13 protein-coding genes and 2 tRNA genes are annotated in these 18,194 nt (G+C 38.5%); 13 read left to right on the top strand and 2 right to left on the bottom strand.

Going from position 1 to position 18,194, the window contains the following annotated elements; all coding sequences use genetic code 11:
• The first annotated feature begins 48 nt into the window (after positions 1 to 48).
• The 3 genes from lipA (at position 49) to RMB06_RS01820 (ending at position 4,293) form a co-directional block, all read left to right on the top strand.
• Positions 49 to 1,062 carry a lipoyl synthase gene (gene lipA, locus RMB06_RS01830; protein WP_311078003.1) on the top strand — a complete coding sequence of 338 codons (1,014 nt, stop codon included), beginning with the start codon at positions 49 to 51 and terminating at the stop codon, positions 1,060 to 1,062.
• A gap of 278 nt (positions 1,063 to 1,340) precedes the next feature.
• Positions 1,341 to 3,803, top strand: a complete 2,463-nt coding sequence (locus RMB06_RS01825; protein WP_311078002.1) for an acyl-CoA dehydrogenase — start codon at positions 1,341 to 1,343, stop codon at positions 3,801 to 3,803.
• Positions 3,804 to 3,909: 106 nt separating this feature from the next.
• Entirely contained in the window at positions 3,910 to 4,293 is a 384-nt protein-coding gene (locus RMB06_RS01820) for a carboxymuconolactone decarboxylase family protein (RefSeq protein ID WP_000043120.1), read from the top strand.
• 37 nt (positions 4,294 to 4,330) lie between these two features.
• Here the strand turns inward: RMB06_RS01820 and RMB06_RS01815 are convergent, their stop codons facing one another.
• Positions 4,331 to 4,867: a cysteine peptidase family C39 domain-containing protein gene (locus RMB06_RS01815; RefSeq protein WP_311078001.1), complete on the bottom strand. Its 537-nt coding sequence runs from the start codon at positions 4,865 to 4,867 to the stop codon at positions 4,331 to 4,333.
• Positions 4,868 to 5,088: 221 nt separating this feature from the next.
• Here RMB06_RS01815 and ahcY point away from each other — a divergent pair, with 221 nt between their 5' ends.
• The 6 genes from ahcY to RMB06_RS01785 all read left to right on the top strand — a co-directional run bounded on the left by ahcY (position 5,089) and on the right by RMB06_RS01785 (position 14,944).
• Positions 5,089 to 6,471 carry an adenosylhomocysteinase gene (ahcY, locus tag RMB06_RS01810; protein WP_016145934.1) on the top strand — a complete coding sequence of 461 codons (1,383 nt, stop codon included), beginning with the start codon at positions 5,089 to 5,091 and terminating at the stop codon, positions 6,469 to 6,471.
• Positions 6,472 to 6,541: 70 nt separating this feature from the next.
• Complete coding sequence (gene metF, locus RMB06_RS01805; RefSeq protein WP_032004580.1) at positions 6,542 to 7,378, top strand: methylenetetrahydrofolate reductase [NAD(P)H]; 837 nt, start codon at positions 6,542 to 6,544, stop codon at positions 7,376 to 7,378.
• 18 nt (positions 7,379 to 7,396) lie between these two features.
• Positions 7,397 to 8,119, top strand: a complete 723-nt coding sequence (locus RMB06_RS01800) for a 16S rRNA (uracil(1498)-N(3))-methyltransferase (RefSeq protein ID WP_262727798.1) — start codon at positions 7,397 to 7,399, stop codon at positions 8,117 to 8,119.
• A gap of 135 nt (positions 8,120 to 8,254) precedes the next feature.
• The gene (locus RMB06_RS01795) at positions 8,255 to 11,107 is read left to right on the top strand and encodes an EAL domain-containing protein (RefSeq protein WP_311077997.1); all 2,853 of its coding nucleotides are present in this window, start codon (positions 8,255 to 8,257) and stop codon (positions 11,105 to 11,107) included.
• Between the two features lie 236 nt (positions 11,108 to 11,343).
• Complete coding sequence (locus tag RMB06_RS01790; protein ID WP_002118176.1) at positions 11,344 to 13,614, top strand: NADP-dependent malic enzyme; 2,271 nt, start codon at positions 11,344 to 11,346, stop codon at positions 13,612 to 13,614.
• A 91-nt stretch (positions 13,615 to 13,705) separates the two neighbouring features.
• Positions 13,706 to 14,944, top strand: coding sequence for a multifunctional CCA addition/repair protein (locus tag RMB06_RS01785; protein ID WP_311077995.1), 1,239 nt, complete (start codon positions 13,706 to 13,708; stop codon positions 14,942 to 14,944).
• A 42-nt stretch (positions 14,945 to 14,986) separates the two neighbouring features.
• Here the strand turns inward: RMB06_RS01785 and RMB06_RS01780 are convergent, their stop codons facing one another.
• Positions 14,987 to 16,162 carry a S1C family serine protease gene (locus tag RMB06_RS01780; protein ID WP_005068179.1) on the bottom strand — a complete coding sequence of 392 codons (1,176 nt, stop codon included), beginning with the start codon at positions 16,160 to 16,162 and terminating at the stop codon, positions 14,987 to 14,989.
• Between the two features lie 194 nt (positions 16,163 to 16,356).
• Between RMB06_RS01780 and RMB06_RS01775 the strand changes: the two genes are divergently transcribed.
• From RMB06_RS01775 to RMB06_RS01760, 4 genes are all read left to right on the top strand, one after another.
• Complete coding sequence (locus tag RMB06_RS01775; protein WP_119685351.1) at positions 16,357 to 17,115, top strand: Nif3-like dinuclear metal center hexameric protein; 759 nt, start codon at positions 16,357 to 16,359, stop codon at positions 17,113 to 17,115.
• Positions 17,116 to 17,260: 145 nt separating this feature from the next.
• Positions 17,261 to 17,887, top strand: coding sequence for a superoxide dismutase (locus tag RMB06_RS01770; protein WP_000208083.1), 627 nt, complete (start codon positions 17,261 to 17,263; stop codon positions 17,885 to 17,887).
• Between the two features lie 146 nt (positions 17,888 to 18,033).
• A tRNA-Asn gene (locus RMB06_RS01765) sits at positions 18,034 to 18,109 on the top strand.
• Between the two features lie 8 nt (positions 18,110 to 18,117).
• Positions 18,118 to 18,193 (top strand) — tRNA-Asn (locus tag RMB06_RS01760).
• Position 18,194: the final 1 nt, after the last annotated feature.

Below are 18,194 nucleotides of genomic sequence, written 5' to 3'. Positions count from 1 at the left end.
GCTATAATACAATGTCAATGTCTCTATAAACGAGTGGAAAAGTTAAATATGTCAGAACACCGTAAACCTGAACAGGGTGTAAAACTTCGTGGCGCAGAAAAAGTCGCAAGAATTCCTGTAAAAGTTGTACCTACGGTTGAAGTGCCGCGTAAACCTGACTGGATTCGTGTCAAGATGACGGCACCAGAAGAAGTTCAGCGTATTAAAACCACTTTACGTGCTCAAAAACTCCATACCGTTTGTGAAGAAGCTGCTTGTCCAAACCTACCAGAATGTTTTGGTGGTGGTACAGCAACATTCATGATCATGGGTGATATTTGTACACGTCGTTGCCCTTTCTGTGATGTAGCACATGGTCGTCCAAATGCACTCGATGCAGATGAACCTCGTCACATGGCAGAGACAATTGCTAATCTTAAGCTCAAATATGCAGTAATTACTTCGGTTGACCGTGATGACTTACTTGACGGCGGTGCACAACACTTTGTGGACTGTATCAAAGAAGCTCGTACACTAAGCCCAAATACATTGCTTGAGATTTTAGTACCAGATTTCCGCGGACGTATGGATATTGCTTTACGCATTATGACTGAATGTCCGCCAGACGTATTTAACCACAACATCGAGACTGTGCCACGACTATATAAAGCGATGCGCCCAGGTTCAGACTATCAACATTCTTTAAACTTATTAAAAATGTTTAAAGAATATTGCCCTGACATCCCAACAAAATGCGGTTTGATGGTGGGTATCGGTGAAACTGAAGAAGAAGTTATTGCATTGCTTGATGACTTGCGTGCTCATGATGTTGACTATGTGACTATTGGTCAATACTTACAACCTTCTAAACAACACGCGTCAATTGACCGCTTTGTAACGCCAGAAGAGTTCGAACGTTATGCAGAGCATGGCCGTAAACTTGGTTTTAGAAATATTTGGTCTGCACCAATGGTTCGTTCAAGTTACTTTGCTGATCGTCAATACCACGGTGAACCAGTACCGGAAGTTCGTCGCAAAGTAGATCCAGCTAAAAAAATCGCTGTTCAAGTTGTCGAAGCTTAAAATTTAAATATCTATAAAAGCCCTCTACTTCAGAGGGCTTTTTATTTGTATAAGAAAATCAATAACATTTCTTGACAAATCGATAAAACAACCCATTACACTTTCACTTAAAAATATCTTATACCTAAAAGTACGATATATCCCTGCTCTAGCATATACATCAATTGCGACATAAAAAATTAAATTTAAACAGCATTAAAAATTAGCTAGTTAAGCCTTAAATCTCTCCTCGCTTTTTGTAACTTCTAACTTGAGGACTTATCTAGCAAGGAGCAAGTATGATTTTCCTACTCTTTGTTTTAAGCGTTGTCATTCAGCTTTTTGCAATATGGGCAATTTTCTTTTTTAATCTAAACAGAACCATTGGTAGTGTTATTACGATTGCTGTAGCCATACTTACTGCACTCCTATTAACGCCATGGGCTCTTCTTTTAGGTATTCCCCTTATTGCCCTTAGTATCATTATTTTATTTGCACCATTACGCTTTAATCTGATTACTCAACCTGCATATAAAACTTTAGCAAACTCAATGCCGAGTATCAGTACGACTGAACAAGAAGCTTTAGAGGCAGGTACCAGTTGGTGGGAAAAAGAATTATTTATGGGGGCACCCGATTGGTCACAATTTGAAAAGTACCCCTACCCAACTTTGTCAGCAGAAGAACAAAGTTTTATCGACAATGAAGTTGAGCTCCTTTGTAGCATGCTAGATGAATGGGAGATCCATCATCACTTAAAAGATCTACCACCAGAAGTTTGGCAATTTATTAAAGACAAAGGTTTTTTAGGCCTCATTATTCCAAAGTCATTTGGGGGTAAAGAATTTAGCTCATTTGCTCAAAGCCGTATTATGAGCAAAATTGCTTCCCGCTCACTCACCACAGCTGTGAGTTGTATGGTTCCAAACTCGTTAGGACCGGGTGAGCTACTCATGCATTACGGTACCGATGCACAAAAGCAGCAATATTTACCGGGCCTTGCTAAAGGTGAAGAGATCCCATGCTTTGGTTTAACTAGCCCAGAAGCAGGTTCAGATGCAGGCGCTATTCCAGATTCGGGCGTTGTTTGTTACGGTGAATATGAAGGTGCTCAAGTTCTTGGGCTAAGAATGAATTTCTCTAAACGCTGGATTACGCTTGCACCAATTGCCACCGTTGTTGGTCTAGCATTTAAACTTTATGACCCAGAAGGCCTACTCGGAGATAAAAATAAAACAGAATACGGTATTACTTGCGCCTTAATTCCTGCAAGTCATGCGGGTGTAAAAATAGGAGCACGTCATTATCCTGGCTCTCCATTCATGAATGGAACAGTAGAAGGAGAAGATGTTTTTATTCCTATTGACTGGATTATTGGTGGTCAAGAAAATGCCGGTAAAGGCTGGCGAATGCTCATGGAATGTTTAGGCGTGGGCCGTGGTATTTCCCTTCCAGCATTAGCCACAGCCGCAGGTGAAATGAGCTATTTAACCGTTGGTGCTTTTGCGAAAATTCGCCAGCAATTTAATATTTCTGTCGGTAAATTTGAAGGCGTACAAGAAGCAACCAGCGAAATTGCCAGCGATGCCTATATGCTTGAAGCATTCCGTTATTTAGTGACATGTGGCCTAAACCAAGGTGGAACACCTGCCGTAATGACTGCTATGGCAAAATATTATGCAACTGAAACGATGCGTAAAGTTGTCAATCACGGAATGGATATTGCTGGAGGACGTGCAATTCAACTTGGGCCACGTAATTTCCTTGCCCTTACCTATCAAGCAATTCCAATTGCTATTACGGTAGAAGGCGCAAATATTTTGACCCGTTCATTGATGATTTTTGGTCAAGGCTCAATGCGTTGTCATCCTTATCTATTTGAAGAGTTACAACTCCTTCAATCTGAAGATAAAAATAACTCAGTCAAAAAATTCGATGATTTGTTATTTAAACATTTAGCCTATACCTTTAACCGCGGTGCTAGATCATTTGCCTACGGTTGGACAGGTGGCTCAAGCGATGCGCCTCAGTCAGCAGATCAATTCACTGCAAGTTACTATAAAACGATTAATCGTTTTAGTGCCAACTTCGCACTTGTTTCAGATATGTCACTTGGCCTACTTGCAGGCGACTTAAAACGCAAAGAAATGTTATCAGGCCGCTTGGCAGATATTCACGCGCACCTCTTTATTTCTACTGCGATATTAAAATTTTATGAAGCTGGACAAAAAACTGAAGCTGAACAACTTCACGCTAAATTAGCGCTACAAAAAGCTTTCTTGAATATTCAGGAAGCATTTTGGGGATTATTTGAAAACTTCCCAGCCAAACTTCCAGCAGCATTTGTAAAATGGATTTGTTTCCCTTTTGGTCGTGTTATTTCAAAACCAGATGATGAGTTAAAACAACAAGTCGCTGAACTTATGATGCAAGAGCATCCTTTCAGAGAACAACTTAAGCATCACGTATTTTATTCAACCAAAGCCGATGATGTAACTGGTCGTTTAGAGCATGCTTTCCAAATTCTACGAACACTTGAACCACTTTGGGATAAGTTTAAAAAAGCTGAATCTAAAGGCAAATTTACAGGACTTACTTTCGAAGAGAATATTGCACAAGCGATAAAAGAAGGCTTTATTTCTGAAAGCGAAGCTCAACAATTATTACAATACAACGCAATTCGATTCGATAGCATGCTTACAGATGTGTTTGATGAAGATTTAAATAAAGATCTTCCTTTGTCGAACCCTCATCAAATTTAGTGACTGATGCCTCCACTAATTCACTATTGCAATCACACTTGATTCGCATTAATTAATAAACAGCCATAAAAGCGTCAATCGACGCTTTTATTTTTAGGAGAAATTAATGTCTAAGCAAGATTACGAAAATGGATTAAAAGTACGCACAGAAGTGATGGGAGAAGCTTTTGTAAAGCGTGCCCAAGAAAATACTGTACCCTTTACCCAGCCTTTACAAGACTGGATTAATGAACATGCATGGGGATCGACTTGGCAACGTGAAGGTGTGCTACCTCGTAAATATCGTTCATTAATAACTTTAGCTATGCTAACCGCACTTAAATCACCAACCGAACTCAAAGGCCATGTTCGTGGTGCACTCAACAATGGTTGTACAGTTGAAGAGATTCAAGAAACTTTATTGCACAGCCTGCCATATTGCGGCGCCCCTGCTACACAAGAAGCTTTTCGTGCTGCTTTAGAAGTCATTCAAGAATATCAACAAAAATAACTTCAATATGAGCCAGCACTCTACTGGCTCTTTTTATCTAATTCAATTTTGATGAATACATCTGAAAATTACGATCATCAATCACAATAGCCTGACGACAAATCCCTTCTACTTGACGCTGCTTTTCAAAAACTGCCGCTGACATCGGTTCAAAACTATCAAAAAAGCAGATTTCATTTTGATCTATAGAATAAATGAGCGACTGATTTCCAATACCTTCTAAAGTATCGTAGTACACAATCACCATTTTTCCGTTTTGAATTGCAGCTTGAATATCTTGATAGCTCAGTGCTGGTCCAGTTTGAATTTTTAATACCTTTGCTTCTTTATAGCTCATACGTTCGCTTTGGCTAATGCTAGGATCCTCATCTGAATGAAATGACACCTCAAATCCTAGTTTCTTTAAAGCAACAGCTAAGGCAATAGTATAAGTGCCTCCTTCATCGTGTCGGCAAACATTAATCAGCTCAACCACATCAATTTGTATTCCATGATGCTGAAGCAACATCCAAACTGCAAAAACGCCACAGTTTGACTCTAGGCTTGCCAACGACTCGGGAATATTTAATGCCATAATTAGAATCTAAAGTGATAATTACGCAGATAATAAACAAAACTGGATTGGCACTAAAAGCTTTTCCAAGTACAATGTTTCGCTAGTCGAGGGATGCTGCGACAATTGATCGGCACTAAAGATCAATTTGCCAGGCTCGACGATCGGTTAAACACTCGTTTTAACCAACAACGGCATCCGCGAACAGAATGATCAATACTATTTTTTCCTAGGAGATCCTGATGAACGCGGTTAATGCTTCATTTACAGATTACAAAGTTGCTGACATCTCTCTTGCTGATTACGGCCGTAAAGAAATCAAACTTGCTGAAGCAGAAATGCCAGCTTTGATCGGCTTACGTAAACGCTATGCAGCTTCTAAACCACTTGCTGGCGCAAAAATTCTTGGTTGTATTCACATGACCATTCAAACAGCTGTTCTTATTGAAACGCTTGTTGAATTAGGTGCTGAAGTACGCTGGACATCATGTAACATTTTCTCTACTCAAGACCATGCTGCTGCTGCAATTGCTGCTCGCGGTATTCCAGTTTTTGCTTGGAAAGGTGAAACTGAAGAAGAATACGTATGGTGTTTAGAGCAACAGATCAATGTAAATGGCCAACCTTGGGATGCCAACATGATCTTGGACGATGGCGGTGATTTAACTGCTCTTGTTCATGAAAAATACCCTGCTCTTTTAGAACGTATTCACGGTATTACCGAAGAAACTACAACAGGTGTTCAACGTCTTATCGAAATGTGGAAAGACGGTTCTTTGAAAGTTCCTGCAATTAACGTAAATGACTCAGTCACTAAATCTAAAAACGACAACAAATATGGTTGCCGTCACTCATTAAATGACGCAATCAAACGTGCAACTGACATGCTTTTGTCTGGCCGTCGTGCACTTGTAGTTGGTTATGGTGACGTGGGTAAAGGTTCTGCTCAATCTTTACGTCAAGAAGGCATGATCGTTCGTGTAACTGAAGTTGACCCGATTTGTGCAATGCAAGCATGTATGGATGGCTATGAAGTTGTATCTCCATACAAAAACGGCGTACAAACAGGTAAAAAAGAAGATATTAACCATGATCTTCTTGGCAACACTGACCTTGTTGTAACAACAACTGGTAACTACCACGTGTGTGATGCAGCGATGTTAGATAGCTTAAAAGCTGGTGCAGTTGTATGTAACATCGGTCACTTTGACACAGAAATCGATACAGCTTATTTACGTGGTTACAAGTGGGTTGAAGTTAAACCACAAGTTCACCAAGTTTATCGTTCAGAAGATGAAAATAACTACCTTATCCTTCTTTCTGAAGGTCGCCTTGTAAATCTAGGTAATGCAACTGGTCACCCATCACGTGTAATGGACGGTTCTTTTGCTAACCAAGTTTTAGGTCAAATTCACTTATTCCAAGAGAAATTTGCTGATCTTCCTGCAAATGAAAAAGCTGCAAAAATTCGTGTAGAAGTTCTTCCTAAGAAACTTGACGAAGAAGTTGCTGCTGCAATGGTTGCAGGTTTCGGTGGTGTACTTACCCAGTTAACTCAAGAGCAAGCCGATTATTTAGGCGTAGCTGTTGAGGGGCCATTCAAGTCTGACGCTTACAAGTACTAAGAACTTAAGGGCAGACGGTGAACCGACTGCCCTTTTTTCTAAAATGTTTCGCTGTTTACAAGGATTTGACATGACTAAACGTACACCTATTTCTTTTGAGTTTTTTCCACCAAAAACTGATGCTGGTGCTGAAAAACTTCGTATTGTTCACCAAGAATTACAACTTCTGAACCCTGAGTTTTTCTCAATTACTTATGGGGCTGGTGGTTCTACTCGCGAACGTACTCTAGCTGCTATTGATGATTTCAATGGTAAAGGTACACCAGTTGCACCTCACCTTTCTTGTATTGGTGATGATAAAGCTCGTATTGCTGAGTTACTGGATTTATATAAAGCTCAAGGTATTAACCGTATTGTTGCTTTACGCGGTGATTTACCTTCTGGTCAGGTTGGACTTGGGGAACTTCCGTACGCACAGGATTTAGTACGTTTTATTCGTGAGCACTCAGGTGACCATTTTCATATTGAAGTTGCAGCTTATCCAGAAATGCATCCTCAAGCTGAAAACCTTGATTCAGATATTCAACGTTTTATTGAAAAAGTACAAGCTGGTGCCAATGCAGGAATTACTCAATTCTTCTTTAATCCAGATTCGTACTTTTATTTTATAGAGCGTTTAGAGCAAGCTGGAATTAACATTCCGGTGGCTCCAGGAATCATGCCAATTACCAACGCAAGTAACTTAATTCGCTTTGCAGACGGTACGGGTGCTGAAATTCCTCGCTGGATCCGTAAGCAATTACAAGCCTATGGTGATGACAGTGAAAGTATTAAAGCTTTCGGTCATGAAGTTGTTGTTAAGTTGTGTGAACGCCTTATTGCAGGTGGTGCACCAAGCTTACACTTCTATTCAATGAATCAAATCGAACCAACTCGTCAACTTGTTGTTGATCTTGGTTTAAATTAATTTTGTAAGGCGTACCCAATGAACCGTTTTTTTATCGAAACTGAACTTACAGTTGGCTCAACAATTCAACTGACAGAATCAGTATTCCATCATTGGGTGCGTGTTTTACGTGCACAACTACAAGAACAAGCGACTCTATTTAATGGACAAGGTGGGGAATATCTCGCGACTTTGACAGAAATTAATAAAAAAAATGCGTTTGTCACAATTGAGGATTTTAACCCTGCAAACCGTGATGCCCCTTTTAAAGCTGTTTTAGGTCAAGTCATGAGTAAAGGCGATCGAATGGATTATGCCATTCAGAAAGCCACTGAATTAGGTGTAAGCCAGATTCAATTGCTAACAAGTGAGCGTTGTGAAATGCGCTTAAAATACGATCGAGATCAAAAAAAATTAGATCACTGGCAAGCTGTTGCAATTGCAGCATGTGAACAATGTGGCTTGAACTTGGTTCCAGAAGTATTAGCGCCTATTTCTCTTCATGAATGGTTAAGTTCTTCTGAGCTTCCTCAATCTAAATTTGTTTTAGCACCAGAAAAAGGACAAAAAGATGTATTGGCGGGAATACAGCCTGAACTTGCCTTATTGATTGGACCAGAAGGTGGGCTAAGTGAAAATGAAATTACCCAAGCCAATCAAGCTGGATTTATGAACTGGTGCATTGGTGACCGAGTTTTGCGTACAGAAACTGCCCCTGTTGTTGCCTTGTCTATTTTAAATTATCGATTTTTATCCACCTAAGTTCTCTGCACATTGATTAAATCATTATTTAAAGTTAACTTACTTTTATTGTATGAATAAAATTTCAAATTCTTTTTCACTGATAAATCAGATTCTTTCTGTATATATGTAAAAAAAATAGGATAGAAAAATCTTATGTCTGGGCTTCAGGAAGAATATCTACAGCATCAAACAAAAATTGAACAGCTGAAACTTTCAACTCAATATATCCGCTGGTATTTAATTAGCCTGATATTACTATGCCTCATTTCATATGGTATTTTTTCTTACTATTTTTCATCTACAATAACAATATTTAGCTGGTCTATTGGCCTTACCATCGTCGCTCTTGTCTGCTTATTATTTATTCCAAATATTTTAACTCACTATCGCACGATTGATTTTACAAAAAAAGCTGATCGTGTCTTACAAAGTATTTGTTTATTCTCAGGAATTTTAATTGGAATAAATGTCACAATTATTCATTTTTATCTACCTCCTGACTTAATTGCACTACCAGATGCTCATATTTTAATTGCTTTATTTATTACTTCGGCTCATATCATTGGCCTTACTTTTTTAACCCAACAACCCCGATATTTTTATGTCTTATTTATCCCTAGCACCGTCCCTCTACTAATTGCTCAATTCACACATAATCCAATTACTCAGCTACCTTTTTATTTCGCCTATAACCTCACCTTTGTCGCAACTGTGCTTTGTGCATATGCAACTCAACGCAATTACCAAAAGATCTCTCAATTATTATTAAAAAATAAACAGCTTGTTCAAATTTCAGACCAGCATACCCAATGGGCTGAAGAATTATGTGTACAACTCCAACAAGAAGTGAATAAGTCCAAAGATATTGAAGCCCAGCTTCAATTTAATAATCATTTACTTGAGCAAAAAGTACGTGAACGTACCTATGACCTCACCAAAATGAATGAGCAACTCGAAAGCCATCACTATAATTTAGCTTTTGCACATGAAACTGCGGGTATTCGACCTTGGGATTGGGATATTGAAAGTCAAAGATTGGAAATTACATTTTTCGATCAACAAAAACAAACTCAAACCGCCGTTATTCATCTCAATACCATATTAGATCGTATACACCCAAGCGATAAAAAACTTTTTGACGAACGTTTAAAACAACATTTGGAAGGCGTTACAGATCATTTTAATATCACCTTTCGAATTTTACGTCGAGATGGTTCTTGGAGATGGATTCATGATGTAGGCCGTGTCATCACTAGAGATCCAAAGACACAAAAAGCGCTTCGTATGGTAGGAATGACCCGCGATATACATCAAGAGAAAAAGGACCAAGAACATCTAAGACTATCTGCAATTGTGCTCGAGCAAGCTGCGGAAGGAATATTTATTTTAGATGAGCACCTAAACTATATTGATAGTAATCCCTACTACGAAAAATTAACCGGATTTTCTAAGGCAGAACTTCTGAATAAAGAACTATTTAGCATTACAATTAATCAAAAAGAATTGCAACAACAGTTTCATACATCAATAATGCAGCAACTCCTGGAGACAGGAGAATATATGGGTCAGTTTGATGAAAAGTTTAGTTCTGGTAAAAGCGTATATTTATGGTTGCATATCAATGTGGTCAAAGATGAATTCAATCAAATTACCAATTATATTGGATTTGCACGCGACCTCACTGAGCAAAAGCGCCAAGAGCAACACCTATCTTACTTAAAAAATTATGATAGTCTCACTCACCTACCTAATCGCCTTTACTACTACAATCAATTACATCAATATCTTGTAAACCCTTCATATAACATTAAAAATTTAGCATTAATACGGGTAAATATTGACCGCTTCCGAGCTTTCAATGAATTTTTAAATAATGATAGTGGTGATGAATTACTTAAACAGTTCGCACAAAGATTACGCTTAATCAATATCAATGCAATTTTAGTCGCCTATTTAAATAGTGATGATTTTGCAATCATTTATGAAATTTCGCCAATTCATCCAAATGTTGAGCAATATTGCCAAAACATTTTACAAGCACTCAATGCACCTTTTTACATTGATAATCACGAATATTTTATTACTGCATCTATCGGTGTTGCATGTTTTCCTGAACATGGCAGACAAATTGATCATCTCAACAATCATGCAGAGCAAGCTCTTTCCGAGGCAAAACGTTTAGGTGGTAATACAATTTGCTATTACTGCAATAAAACAAATCACTCATATAAAACTGCCGATTTAGAGCAAGAATTACGTAAAGCCATTCAAAATGATGAATTTGTCATTTATTACCAGCCCAAAATTAATCTACACGATCAATCAATTATTGGTTTTGAAGCACTCATTCGTTGGCAGCATCCTGAAAAAGGATTAATCCTGCCAAATATGTTTATACCTTTTGCTGAGCGTAGTAGCCTGATCTCAGATATTGGGAAAGTTGTTTTAGATAAAGTTGGAAAGCAACTCCAAGAGTGGAAAAATGCTGGTTATATCAATATTCAAGTCTCTGTAAATATTGTCGCTCAACAAATACATCGAGGCTTATTACTCAATGACTTAGATGAGGTTTTGCAAAAATATAATATTCAAGGTTCAGATCTCGAACTTGAAATTACAGAGTCAGCCCTTTTAGACAATACTGCCAATGTAAAAACACTATTACATGCGATAAAACAACGAGATATCTCAATTGCTTTAGATGACTTTGGTACGGGTTATTCCTCTTTAGCCTATTTGACAGAGTACCCAATTGACGTATTAAAAATTGATCGTGCTTTTATTTCTAAAATTGGTGACCATAAACAAGAAGCAATTGTAAATGCAATGATCGCGATGGGTAAAAGTATGGGACTTAAACTGGTTGCTGAAGGTGTAGAAACAAAAGAACAAGTCACCTATCTACAAAAACAACAATGTGATTTTTTACAAGGCTATTTCTTTAGTCGTCCTATTCCTGCCGAGCAGATTATTCCTTATCTACAAACAAATCCGCATATTTCTTAATTGTTCCAATCATCTATTTTACCTATGCTGCTTTTTCCAAAAATGAGCGTTTTTGACTGTGAGAAATAAAGAAGTAGTGTTATATTCTTTAGCATTTAGCTCACCACGGGGCTATTGGCAATTCGTCTACTATTCTCTTAATTGGTAAAAATTAAAGCGTAGTTAAAGAAGTGAGTTGCCTCTCCCTAAATGAGCAATTTGACTAGTTTGCTTTTTTGTATCAAATAGAGACTCAGATGGACGATCAATCTTTAAAACAGGCCGCTTTAAATTACCATGAATATCCAAACCCAGGGAAAATCAGCGTCACCCCAAGTAAGCAACTTGTCAACCAACGAGATTTGGCTCTAGCCTACTCACCAGGAGTTGCTGCGCCATGTTTAGAGATTGAACGTGATCCATCTGCTGCTGCTAAATATACAGCTCGCGGAAACTTGGTTGCCGTAGTCAGTAACGGTACAGCTGTTCTTGGTTTAGGTAATATTGGACCATTAGCATCTAAACCTGTAATGGAAGGTAAAGGCGTACTTTTCAAGAAGTTTGCTGGTGTTGACGTATTTGACATCGAAATTGCAGAAAACGATCCAGATAAAATTGTAGATATTGTTGCCTCTCTTGAGCCAACTTTCGGTGGTATCAACCTCGAAGATATTAAAGCGCCAGAATGTTTCTATATCGAAAAGAAACTTCGCGAACGCATGAAAATTCCTGTCTTCCATGACGATCAACACGGTACAAGTATCATTGTAGGTTCAGCTTTGCTTAATGCATTGCAACTTGTAAATAAGAAAATTGATGAAATCAAAATTGTAGCTTCAGGTGCAGGCGCTGCTGCTCTTTCTTGTTTAGATTTACTTTGTGCTTTAGGCGTAAATAAAGAAAATATCATTGTTGCCGATTCTCGCGGTCTACTCACTACTTCACGTGAAGGCTTAGATGAATCAAAAAAACGTTATGTTCAAGATATCAAAGCAACTCAGTTACATGAAGTAATGGCTGGTGCTGATATGTTCTTGGGTCTTTCTGCTGCTGGTATTCTCACCAAAGAAATGGTGAAACAGATGGCTGAGAACCCTATTATTTTTGCTTTAGCAAACCCAGATCCAGAAATTTTACCTGAACATGCACATGAAGTACGTCCTGATGTAATCATGGCAACTGGTCGTTCTGACTATCCAAACCAAGTAAACAACGCATTATGTTTCCCTTACATTTTCCGTGGTGCGCTTGACGTTGGTGCAACAACAATTAATGAAGACATGAAAATTGCATGTGTACATGCAATTGCACGTATGGCACACGTAGAAGCAGATGCAGCTACTTATGGTGAGAAATCTGCTTCATTTGGTCGTGACTATTTAATTCCACGTCCACTTGATCAACGTTTAATTTTAGAAATTGCCCCTGCTGTTGCTAAAGCTGCAATGGACTCAGGTGTTGCAACTCGTCCAATCGAAGATTTCTCTGCATACCGTCAAAAATTATCTGAGTTTGTTTATAACTCTGCATTCTTGATGAAACCGATTTTTGCTCAAGCAAAAACTGATCCTAAACGCATCGCATACGCTGAAGGTGAAGATGAGCGCGTATTACGTGCAGTGCAAATCGCAGTTGATGAAGATTTAGCTAAACCAATTTTAGTAGGTCGTACTGCTGTAATTGAAGCTAATATCAAAAAATTAGGCTTACGTTTACAACATGGCGTAAACATTGAGATTGTAGATCAAGAACAAAACCCGATGTATGAAGAGTTTTGGAAAGACTACTATCAAACAATGCAACGCAAAGGCATTACTGTTGAATATGCTCAACGTGAAGCTCGTCGCCGTTCAACTTTAATTGCATCTTTACTGGTTAAATTTGGTAAAGCAGACGGTATGTTATGTGGTACTTACAGTAGCTATAACATTCACCTTGATTTTGTACGCAATGTCATCGGTCTAAAAGAAGGTATGAATAACTTCTTCACCTTAAATGCATTAATGCTTGAAGATCGTAACTTGTTTATTGCTGATACATACGTAAATACAAACCCGACTGCTGAACAACTTGCTGAAATGACTATTTTAGCAGCTGAAGAAGTACGTCGTTTTGGTATTACTCCGCGTGTAGCGCTGCTTTCTCATTCAAGTTTTGGTAGTGACCAGACTGACTCAAGTGCTCAAAAAATGCGTGAAGTTTATCGTATTTTATCTGAGCAAGCTCCTGAGCTTGAAGTTGAAGGTGAAATGCATGGTGATGCAGCATTAGACGAAAACATTCGTCAATTTGCATTCCCTGGCTCACGTTTCAAAGGTTCTGCAAACTTGCTCATTATGCCAAACCTAGATGCTGCAAATATTTCATTTAACTTGTTGAAAGCAACTTCTGGTAACAACGTTACTATTGGTCCAATTTTACTTGGTGCAGCAAAACCTGTTCATATTTTGACACCGACAGCAACAACTCGTCGTCTTATCAATATGACTGCTTTAACTGTTGCTGAAATCCAACAACAAGAAAAGTAATTTAGAAACTGCTTTTTACGAAAAGCATCTCTAATGACTTGAGAAAACCTCTATTCTGTAGCATGATTGCTTGAAGAATAGAGGTTTTTTCATGCAAGTGTATTTAGTAGGCGGTGCCGTCCGTGATTTTTTACTTGGGCATCCCTATCAAGAAAAAGATTATGTTGTTGTCGGTGCAACGCCGGAACACATGCTCGCCCAAGGTTTTCAACCTGTAGGCAAAGATTTTCCTGTGTTTCTTCATCCTGAAACGAAAGAAGAATATGCACTTGCACGTACTGAAAGAAAATCTGGTAAAGGCTACCACGGCTTTCAATTTTTTACCGATACCACAGTAAGTTTAGAAGAAGATTTAATCCGCCGTGATTTAACCATCAATGCCATAGCAATGGATCAAGATGGCAAATTATACGATCCATATGGCGGTCAAACAGATTTAGAAAATAAAACTTTGCGTCATGTTTCAGAAGCTTTTGCTGAAGATCCTTTACGTGTTTTACGTGTTGCACGTTTTGCGGCTCGCTATTCTTCATATGGTTTTCAGATTGCGCCAGAGACAATGCAGCTTATGCAAACTATGGCCGAATCGGGTGAGCTTGATGCCTTAACACCAGAACGTGTATGGAAAGAGACTTCTCGCGCACTTTTAGAAGATCATGCAGACGTTTATTTTCAGACATTGCGTGACTGTGGGGCGTTGAAACATCTTTTCCCTGAAATTGACGCATTATTTGGTGTACCACAGCGCCCTGAATATCATCCAGAAGTGGACTGCGGTATACATACCTTAATGTCGTTACAGCAAGCTTGTAAATCAAACTATTCGCTTGATGTTCGATTTGCTGTTTTAGTACATGATTTGGGTAAAGCATTAACTCCAGCTAACGAACTCCCTCGTCATATCATGCATGAAGAACGTGGAGTGAAACCCGTTACCGAATTATGTGAACGTTTAAAAGTTCCAACTCAAACTCGACAGTTGGCATTATCAGTGTGTAAAGAACATCTAAAATGTCATCAAATTATGTCGTTAAAACCGGGAACAGTATGGCGCCTATTACAGCGCCTAGATGTATTACGTCGTCCTGAAAGAGTAGAAGCTTTTGTACAAGCATGTGAATGTGATGCTAAAGGAAGACTAGGTTTAGAAGACCGTCCGTATCCTCAAGCTCAGTACATGTTGGATGCGATGCAAATCGTTCGCTCTATTAAAGTTCAGGATTTACCTGAAAACATTAAAGGTGCTGAGATTGGTGAAATGCTCATTCAGTACCGTATTGCTGCTTTAACTGAGTTCAAACATCAGCATCAAGCACCATCTCATACTTAATTGACATCAAGAAAAAAGCCTCATTACGAGGCTTTTTTATCTTTACTGTTTAGGCAGCGGTATAAATTGTGATTGAGTATTTTGGTTTTTTCTTTCCCCTACTGTCACCACAAAGTTTTGTTGCTTCCCATCTCGCTCGACCATTACATTAATTTCGCTGTTAGGCGCTTGTAATGCAACATAATTAATCAAATGAGATGCTGAAGTGATTTGTTGATTATTCACCTGAATAATTTTATCACCAATCTTAATACCTGCTGATGCAGCTGGACCATTTTTCAAGACATCTGCAACCACAACACCAATTTGCTGTTTTGGTGCTAATACATCTTCTTGTGTAGGCGGTACTAAACTAATACCTAACCATCCACGGACTACACGGCCATCTTTCAAAATTGAGTTTAAAACTTGTTGGCAAACTTTAGCGGGAATTGCAAAACCAATTCCTAAAGAACCACCTGACTGAGAGAAAATAGCCGTATTTACACCAATTAAATTCCCAGCTACATCAATTAATGCTCCACCAGAGTTACCTGGATTAATTGCGGCATCCGTTTGAATAAAGTCTTCATAGGTATTAATGCCTAAATCAGAGCGTTCAGTCGCAGAAATAATACCTTGAGTTACCGTTTGGCCTACACCAAATGGATTACCAATTGCTAAGACCACGTCACCTACTTCATTACCACTGAGTTTAAATGGCAATACAGGTAATTTATCTAAATCGATTTTAATTACAGCTAAATCAGTATCAGGGTCTGTTCCAACAATGGTTGCTTCTGCACGACGGCCGTCATGTAATGCAACTACAATCTGATCAGCTTGAGCAATCACATGATTATTCGTCAAAATATAACCATCAGCTCGTACAATAACCCCAGAGCCTAAGCTATTTTCATTTTGCTGTTGTTGTTCTGGAACCTGATTTCCAAAAAATTCGCGGAAGACCGGATCACTTAATAATGGATGATTTTGTTTAACTTTCTGGGTCGTAAAAATATTAACAACTGCTGGCGCTGCAACTTTTACTGCAGCGCTATAAGATACAACCCCGCCCGCTCTCGAAGTATCAACGAGTGGTTCAACTTTCTCAGCAGGCATTTGCACCCCATCAACTGCAACAGTTGGTTTCGGCTGATGGTATTTTTGCCATGCAATAAAACTGGCAATTACAATAATAAGTAACACCCAAGGTAACCATGTAAAGGTGCGGCGCACGTTCATATCCTCTACGCAAAGAAGTTTTTAATTAAATTAATATATTGAACAAAAAGAGTTTTCAGTTAAGCATTTTAAATTAAATATGTCGATATATATAAAAAAGTCAAAAAAGATTTGTCTAGCTTTAGTTACACAACAAAATATGTTTCTATAGCTTTAGCAATTATTTACTACTCAATTCAGGAAATATCATGGCAAATTTGCATGAAATTATTCAGTGGTGCGACCAAACCTTAAAAGCGGCAGAATTTAAAGATTACGCACCAAATGGCCTGCAAATTGAAGGTTCAACTGAAGTAAAACGTATCGTTTGTGCGGTTACTGCTTCCGAAGATGCGATTGATGCAGCAATTGCTCAAAATGCAGATTTATTACTCGTACATCATGGTTATTTTTGGAAGGGTGAACCGTATCCAATTACTGGAATGCGAGGCAACCGCATTAAAAAACTCATTCAAAATAATATTTCATTAGTCGCTTATCATCTACCTTTAGATGCCCACCCAACTTTGGGCAACAATGTAGCGATTGCAGAAAAACTGGGTTTACAAAAGTTAGAACCACTCGATTTAACCGAAAAACATCCGATTGGTAATATTGGTTATTTAGAGCAAGCAGTTTCTGTGGATGAGTTTAAAGCACAGCTTCAAAACAGTTTTGATTTTAAAGTGATTCATTTGCCAGCAGAAAAGCAAAGCATTCAAAAAGTAGGCTTCTGTACAGGTGGCGCTCAAGATTTTATTGCTAAAGCTGCTTTGCAAAATTGTGATGCTTATATTTCAGGTGAAGTCAGTGAACGAACTTTTTATGAAGCAAAAGAATTAGGGGTTCACTATTTCGCCTGTGGTCACCATGCTACTGAGCGTTATGGAGTTCAGCGTTTGGCACAAGCGATCTCAAAACAGTTTTCAATTGAAGCTGAATATTTTGAATTGAATAATCCGATTTAATTAAGTCTTTTTTTCAATCTGTGTTATGCGTATTAATTAGATCTTTATTGTGTATAGTTCTTTAAAACGATGCCCTATTGTGACCAGAATCATTTACAATAGAGCCACTTAATTGTATAACCCAGCAAATGCAAGGAATAGGAACATGACAACCATTACTTTACCTGCACTTCCATATGGCTATGATGATTTAGCGCCACATATTAGTAAAGAAACTTTAGAATACCATCACGATAAACACCACAATACCTATGTTGTTAACTTAAACAACTTAATCAAAGGAACTGACCTTGAAGGTAAAACTTTAGAAGAAATCATTAAAGCGACTGCTGGTGATGCATCTAAAGCTGGTATTTTCAACAATGCTGCTCAAGTTTGGAATCACACTTTCTACTGGAACAGCATGAAGCCAAATGGTGGTGGTAAGCCTACTGGCGCAATCGCTGCTAAAATTGACGAAGCTTTTGGTAGCTACGAAAAGTTTGCAGAAGAATTTACTGCTGCTGCAACAACTCAATTTGGTTCAGGTTGGGCTTGGTTAGTTGCTGATGAAGTAAATGGTAAATTATCTATTACTAAAACTTCTAATGCAGACACTCCACTTGCACATGGTCAAATTGCTGTTTTAACAATTGACGTATGGGAACATGCTTACTACATCGATTTCCGTAACTTACGTCCTAAATACATCGCAACTTTCTTAGAAAGCCTTGTGAACTGGGACTATGCAAATGCAAAACTTGCAGGTCAACCAGCTGGCGTAGAGAAATAATTTTATTTCTTTATAAAAAACCACCCTATTTTGGGTGGTTTTTTTATTTTTAATACAACAAAAGCATATTAATCAAGCAAACGATTCATTTTCTTTAATATTCTTATTGACGCTTTTAGATTTCATCCATAAAATGCGCATCAGATTCTCCAATAGCTCAGTCGGTAGAGCGACGGACTGTTAATCCGCAGGTCCCTGGTTCGAGCCCAGGTTGGAGAGCCATCTACTAATCTCCCATAGCTCAGTCGGTAGAGCGACGGACTGTTAATCCGCAGGTCCCTGGTTCGAGCCCAGGTGGGAGAGCCAA

It is taken from the genome of Acinetobacter sp. V104_13 (assembly GCF_031798995.1).
GTDB lineage: Bacteria > Pseudomonadota > Gammaproteobacteria > Pseudomonadales > Moraxellaceae > Acinetobacter > Acinetobacter pittii.
The sequence above is the reverse complement of the archived record's forward strand: the minus strand, read 5'-3'. Positions and strand labels throughout refer to the sequence as shown.

What these genes read in the sequence shown, in the direction of transcription:
- metF (WP_032004580.1), top strand. Translation starts at nt 6,542, where the DNA reads ATGACTAAACGTACACCTATTTCTTTTGAGTTTTTTCCACCAAAAACT.
- RMB06_RS01785 (WP_311077995.1), top strand. Translation starts at nt 13,706, where the DNA reads ATGCAAGTGTATTTAGTAGGCGGTGCCGTCCGTGATTTTTTACTTGGG.
- RMB06_RS01770 (WP_000208083.1), top strand. Translation starts at nt 17,261, where the DNA reads ATGACAACCATTACTTTACCTGCACTTCCATATGGCTATGATGATTTA.
- ahcY (WP_016145934.1), top strand. Translation starts at nt 5,089, where the DNA reads ATGAACGCGGTTAATGCTTCATTTACAGATTACAAAGTTGCTGACATC.
- RMB06_RS01820 (WP_000043120.1), top strand. Translation starts at nt 3,910, where the DNA reads ATGTCTAAGCAAGATTACGAAAATGGATTAAAAGTACGCACAGAAGTG.
- RMB06_RS01775 (WP_119685351.1), top strand. Translation starts at nt 16,357, where the DNA reads ATGGCAAATTTGCATGAAATTATTCAGTGGTGCGACCAAACCTTAAAA.
- RMB06_RS01795 (WP_311077997.1), top strand. Translation starts at nt 8,255, where the DNA reads ATGTCTGGGCTTCAGGAAGAATATCTACAGCATCAAACAAAAATTGAA.
- RMB06_RS01800 (WP_262727798.1), top strand. Translation starts at nt 7,397, where the DNA reads ATGAACCGTTTTTTTATCGAAACTGAACTTACAGTTGGCTCAACAATT.
- RMB06_RS01825 (WP_311078002.1), top strand. Translation starts at nt 1,341, where the DNA reads ATGATTTTCCTACTCTTTGTTTTAAGCGTTGTCATTCAGCTTTTTGCA.
- RMB06_RS01815 (WP_311078001.1), bottom strand. Translation starts at nt 4,867, where the DNA reads ATGGCATTAAATATTCCCGAGTCGTTGGCAAGCCTAGAGTCAAACTGT.
- RMB06_RS01790 (WP_002118176.1), top strand. Translation starts at nt 11,344, where the DNA reads ATGGACGATCAATCTTTAAAACAGGCCGCTTTAAATTACCATGAATAT.
- lipA (WP_311078003.1), top strand. Translation starts at nt 49, where the DNA reads ATGTCAGAACACCGTAAACCTGAACAGGGTGTAAAACTTCGTGGCGCA.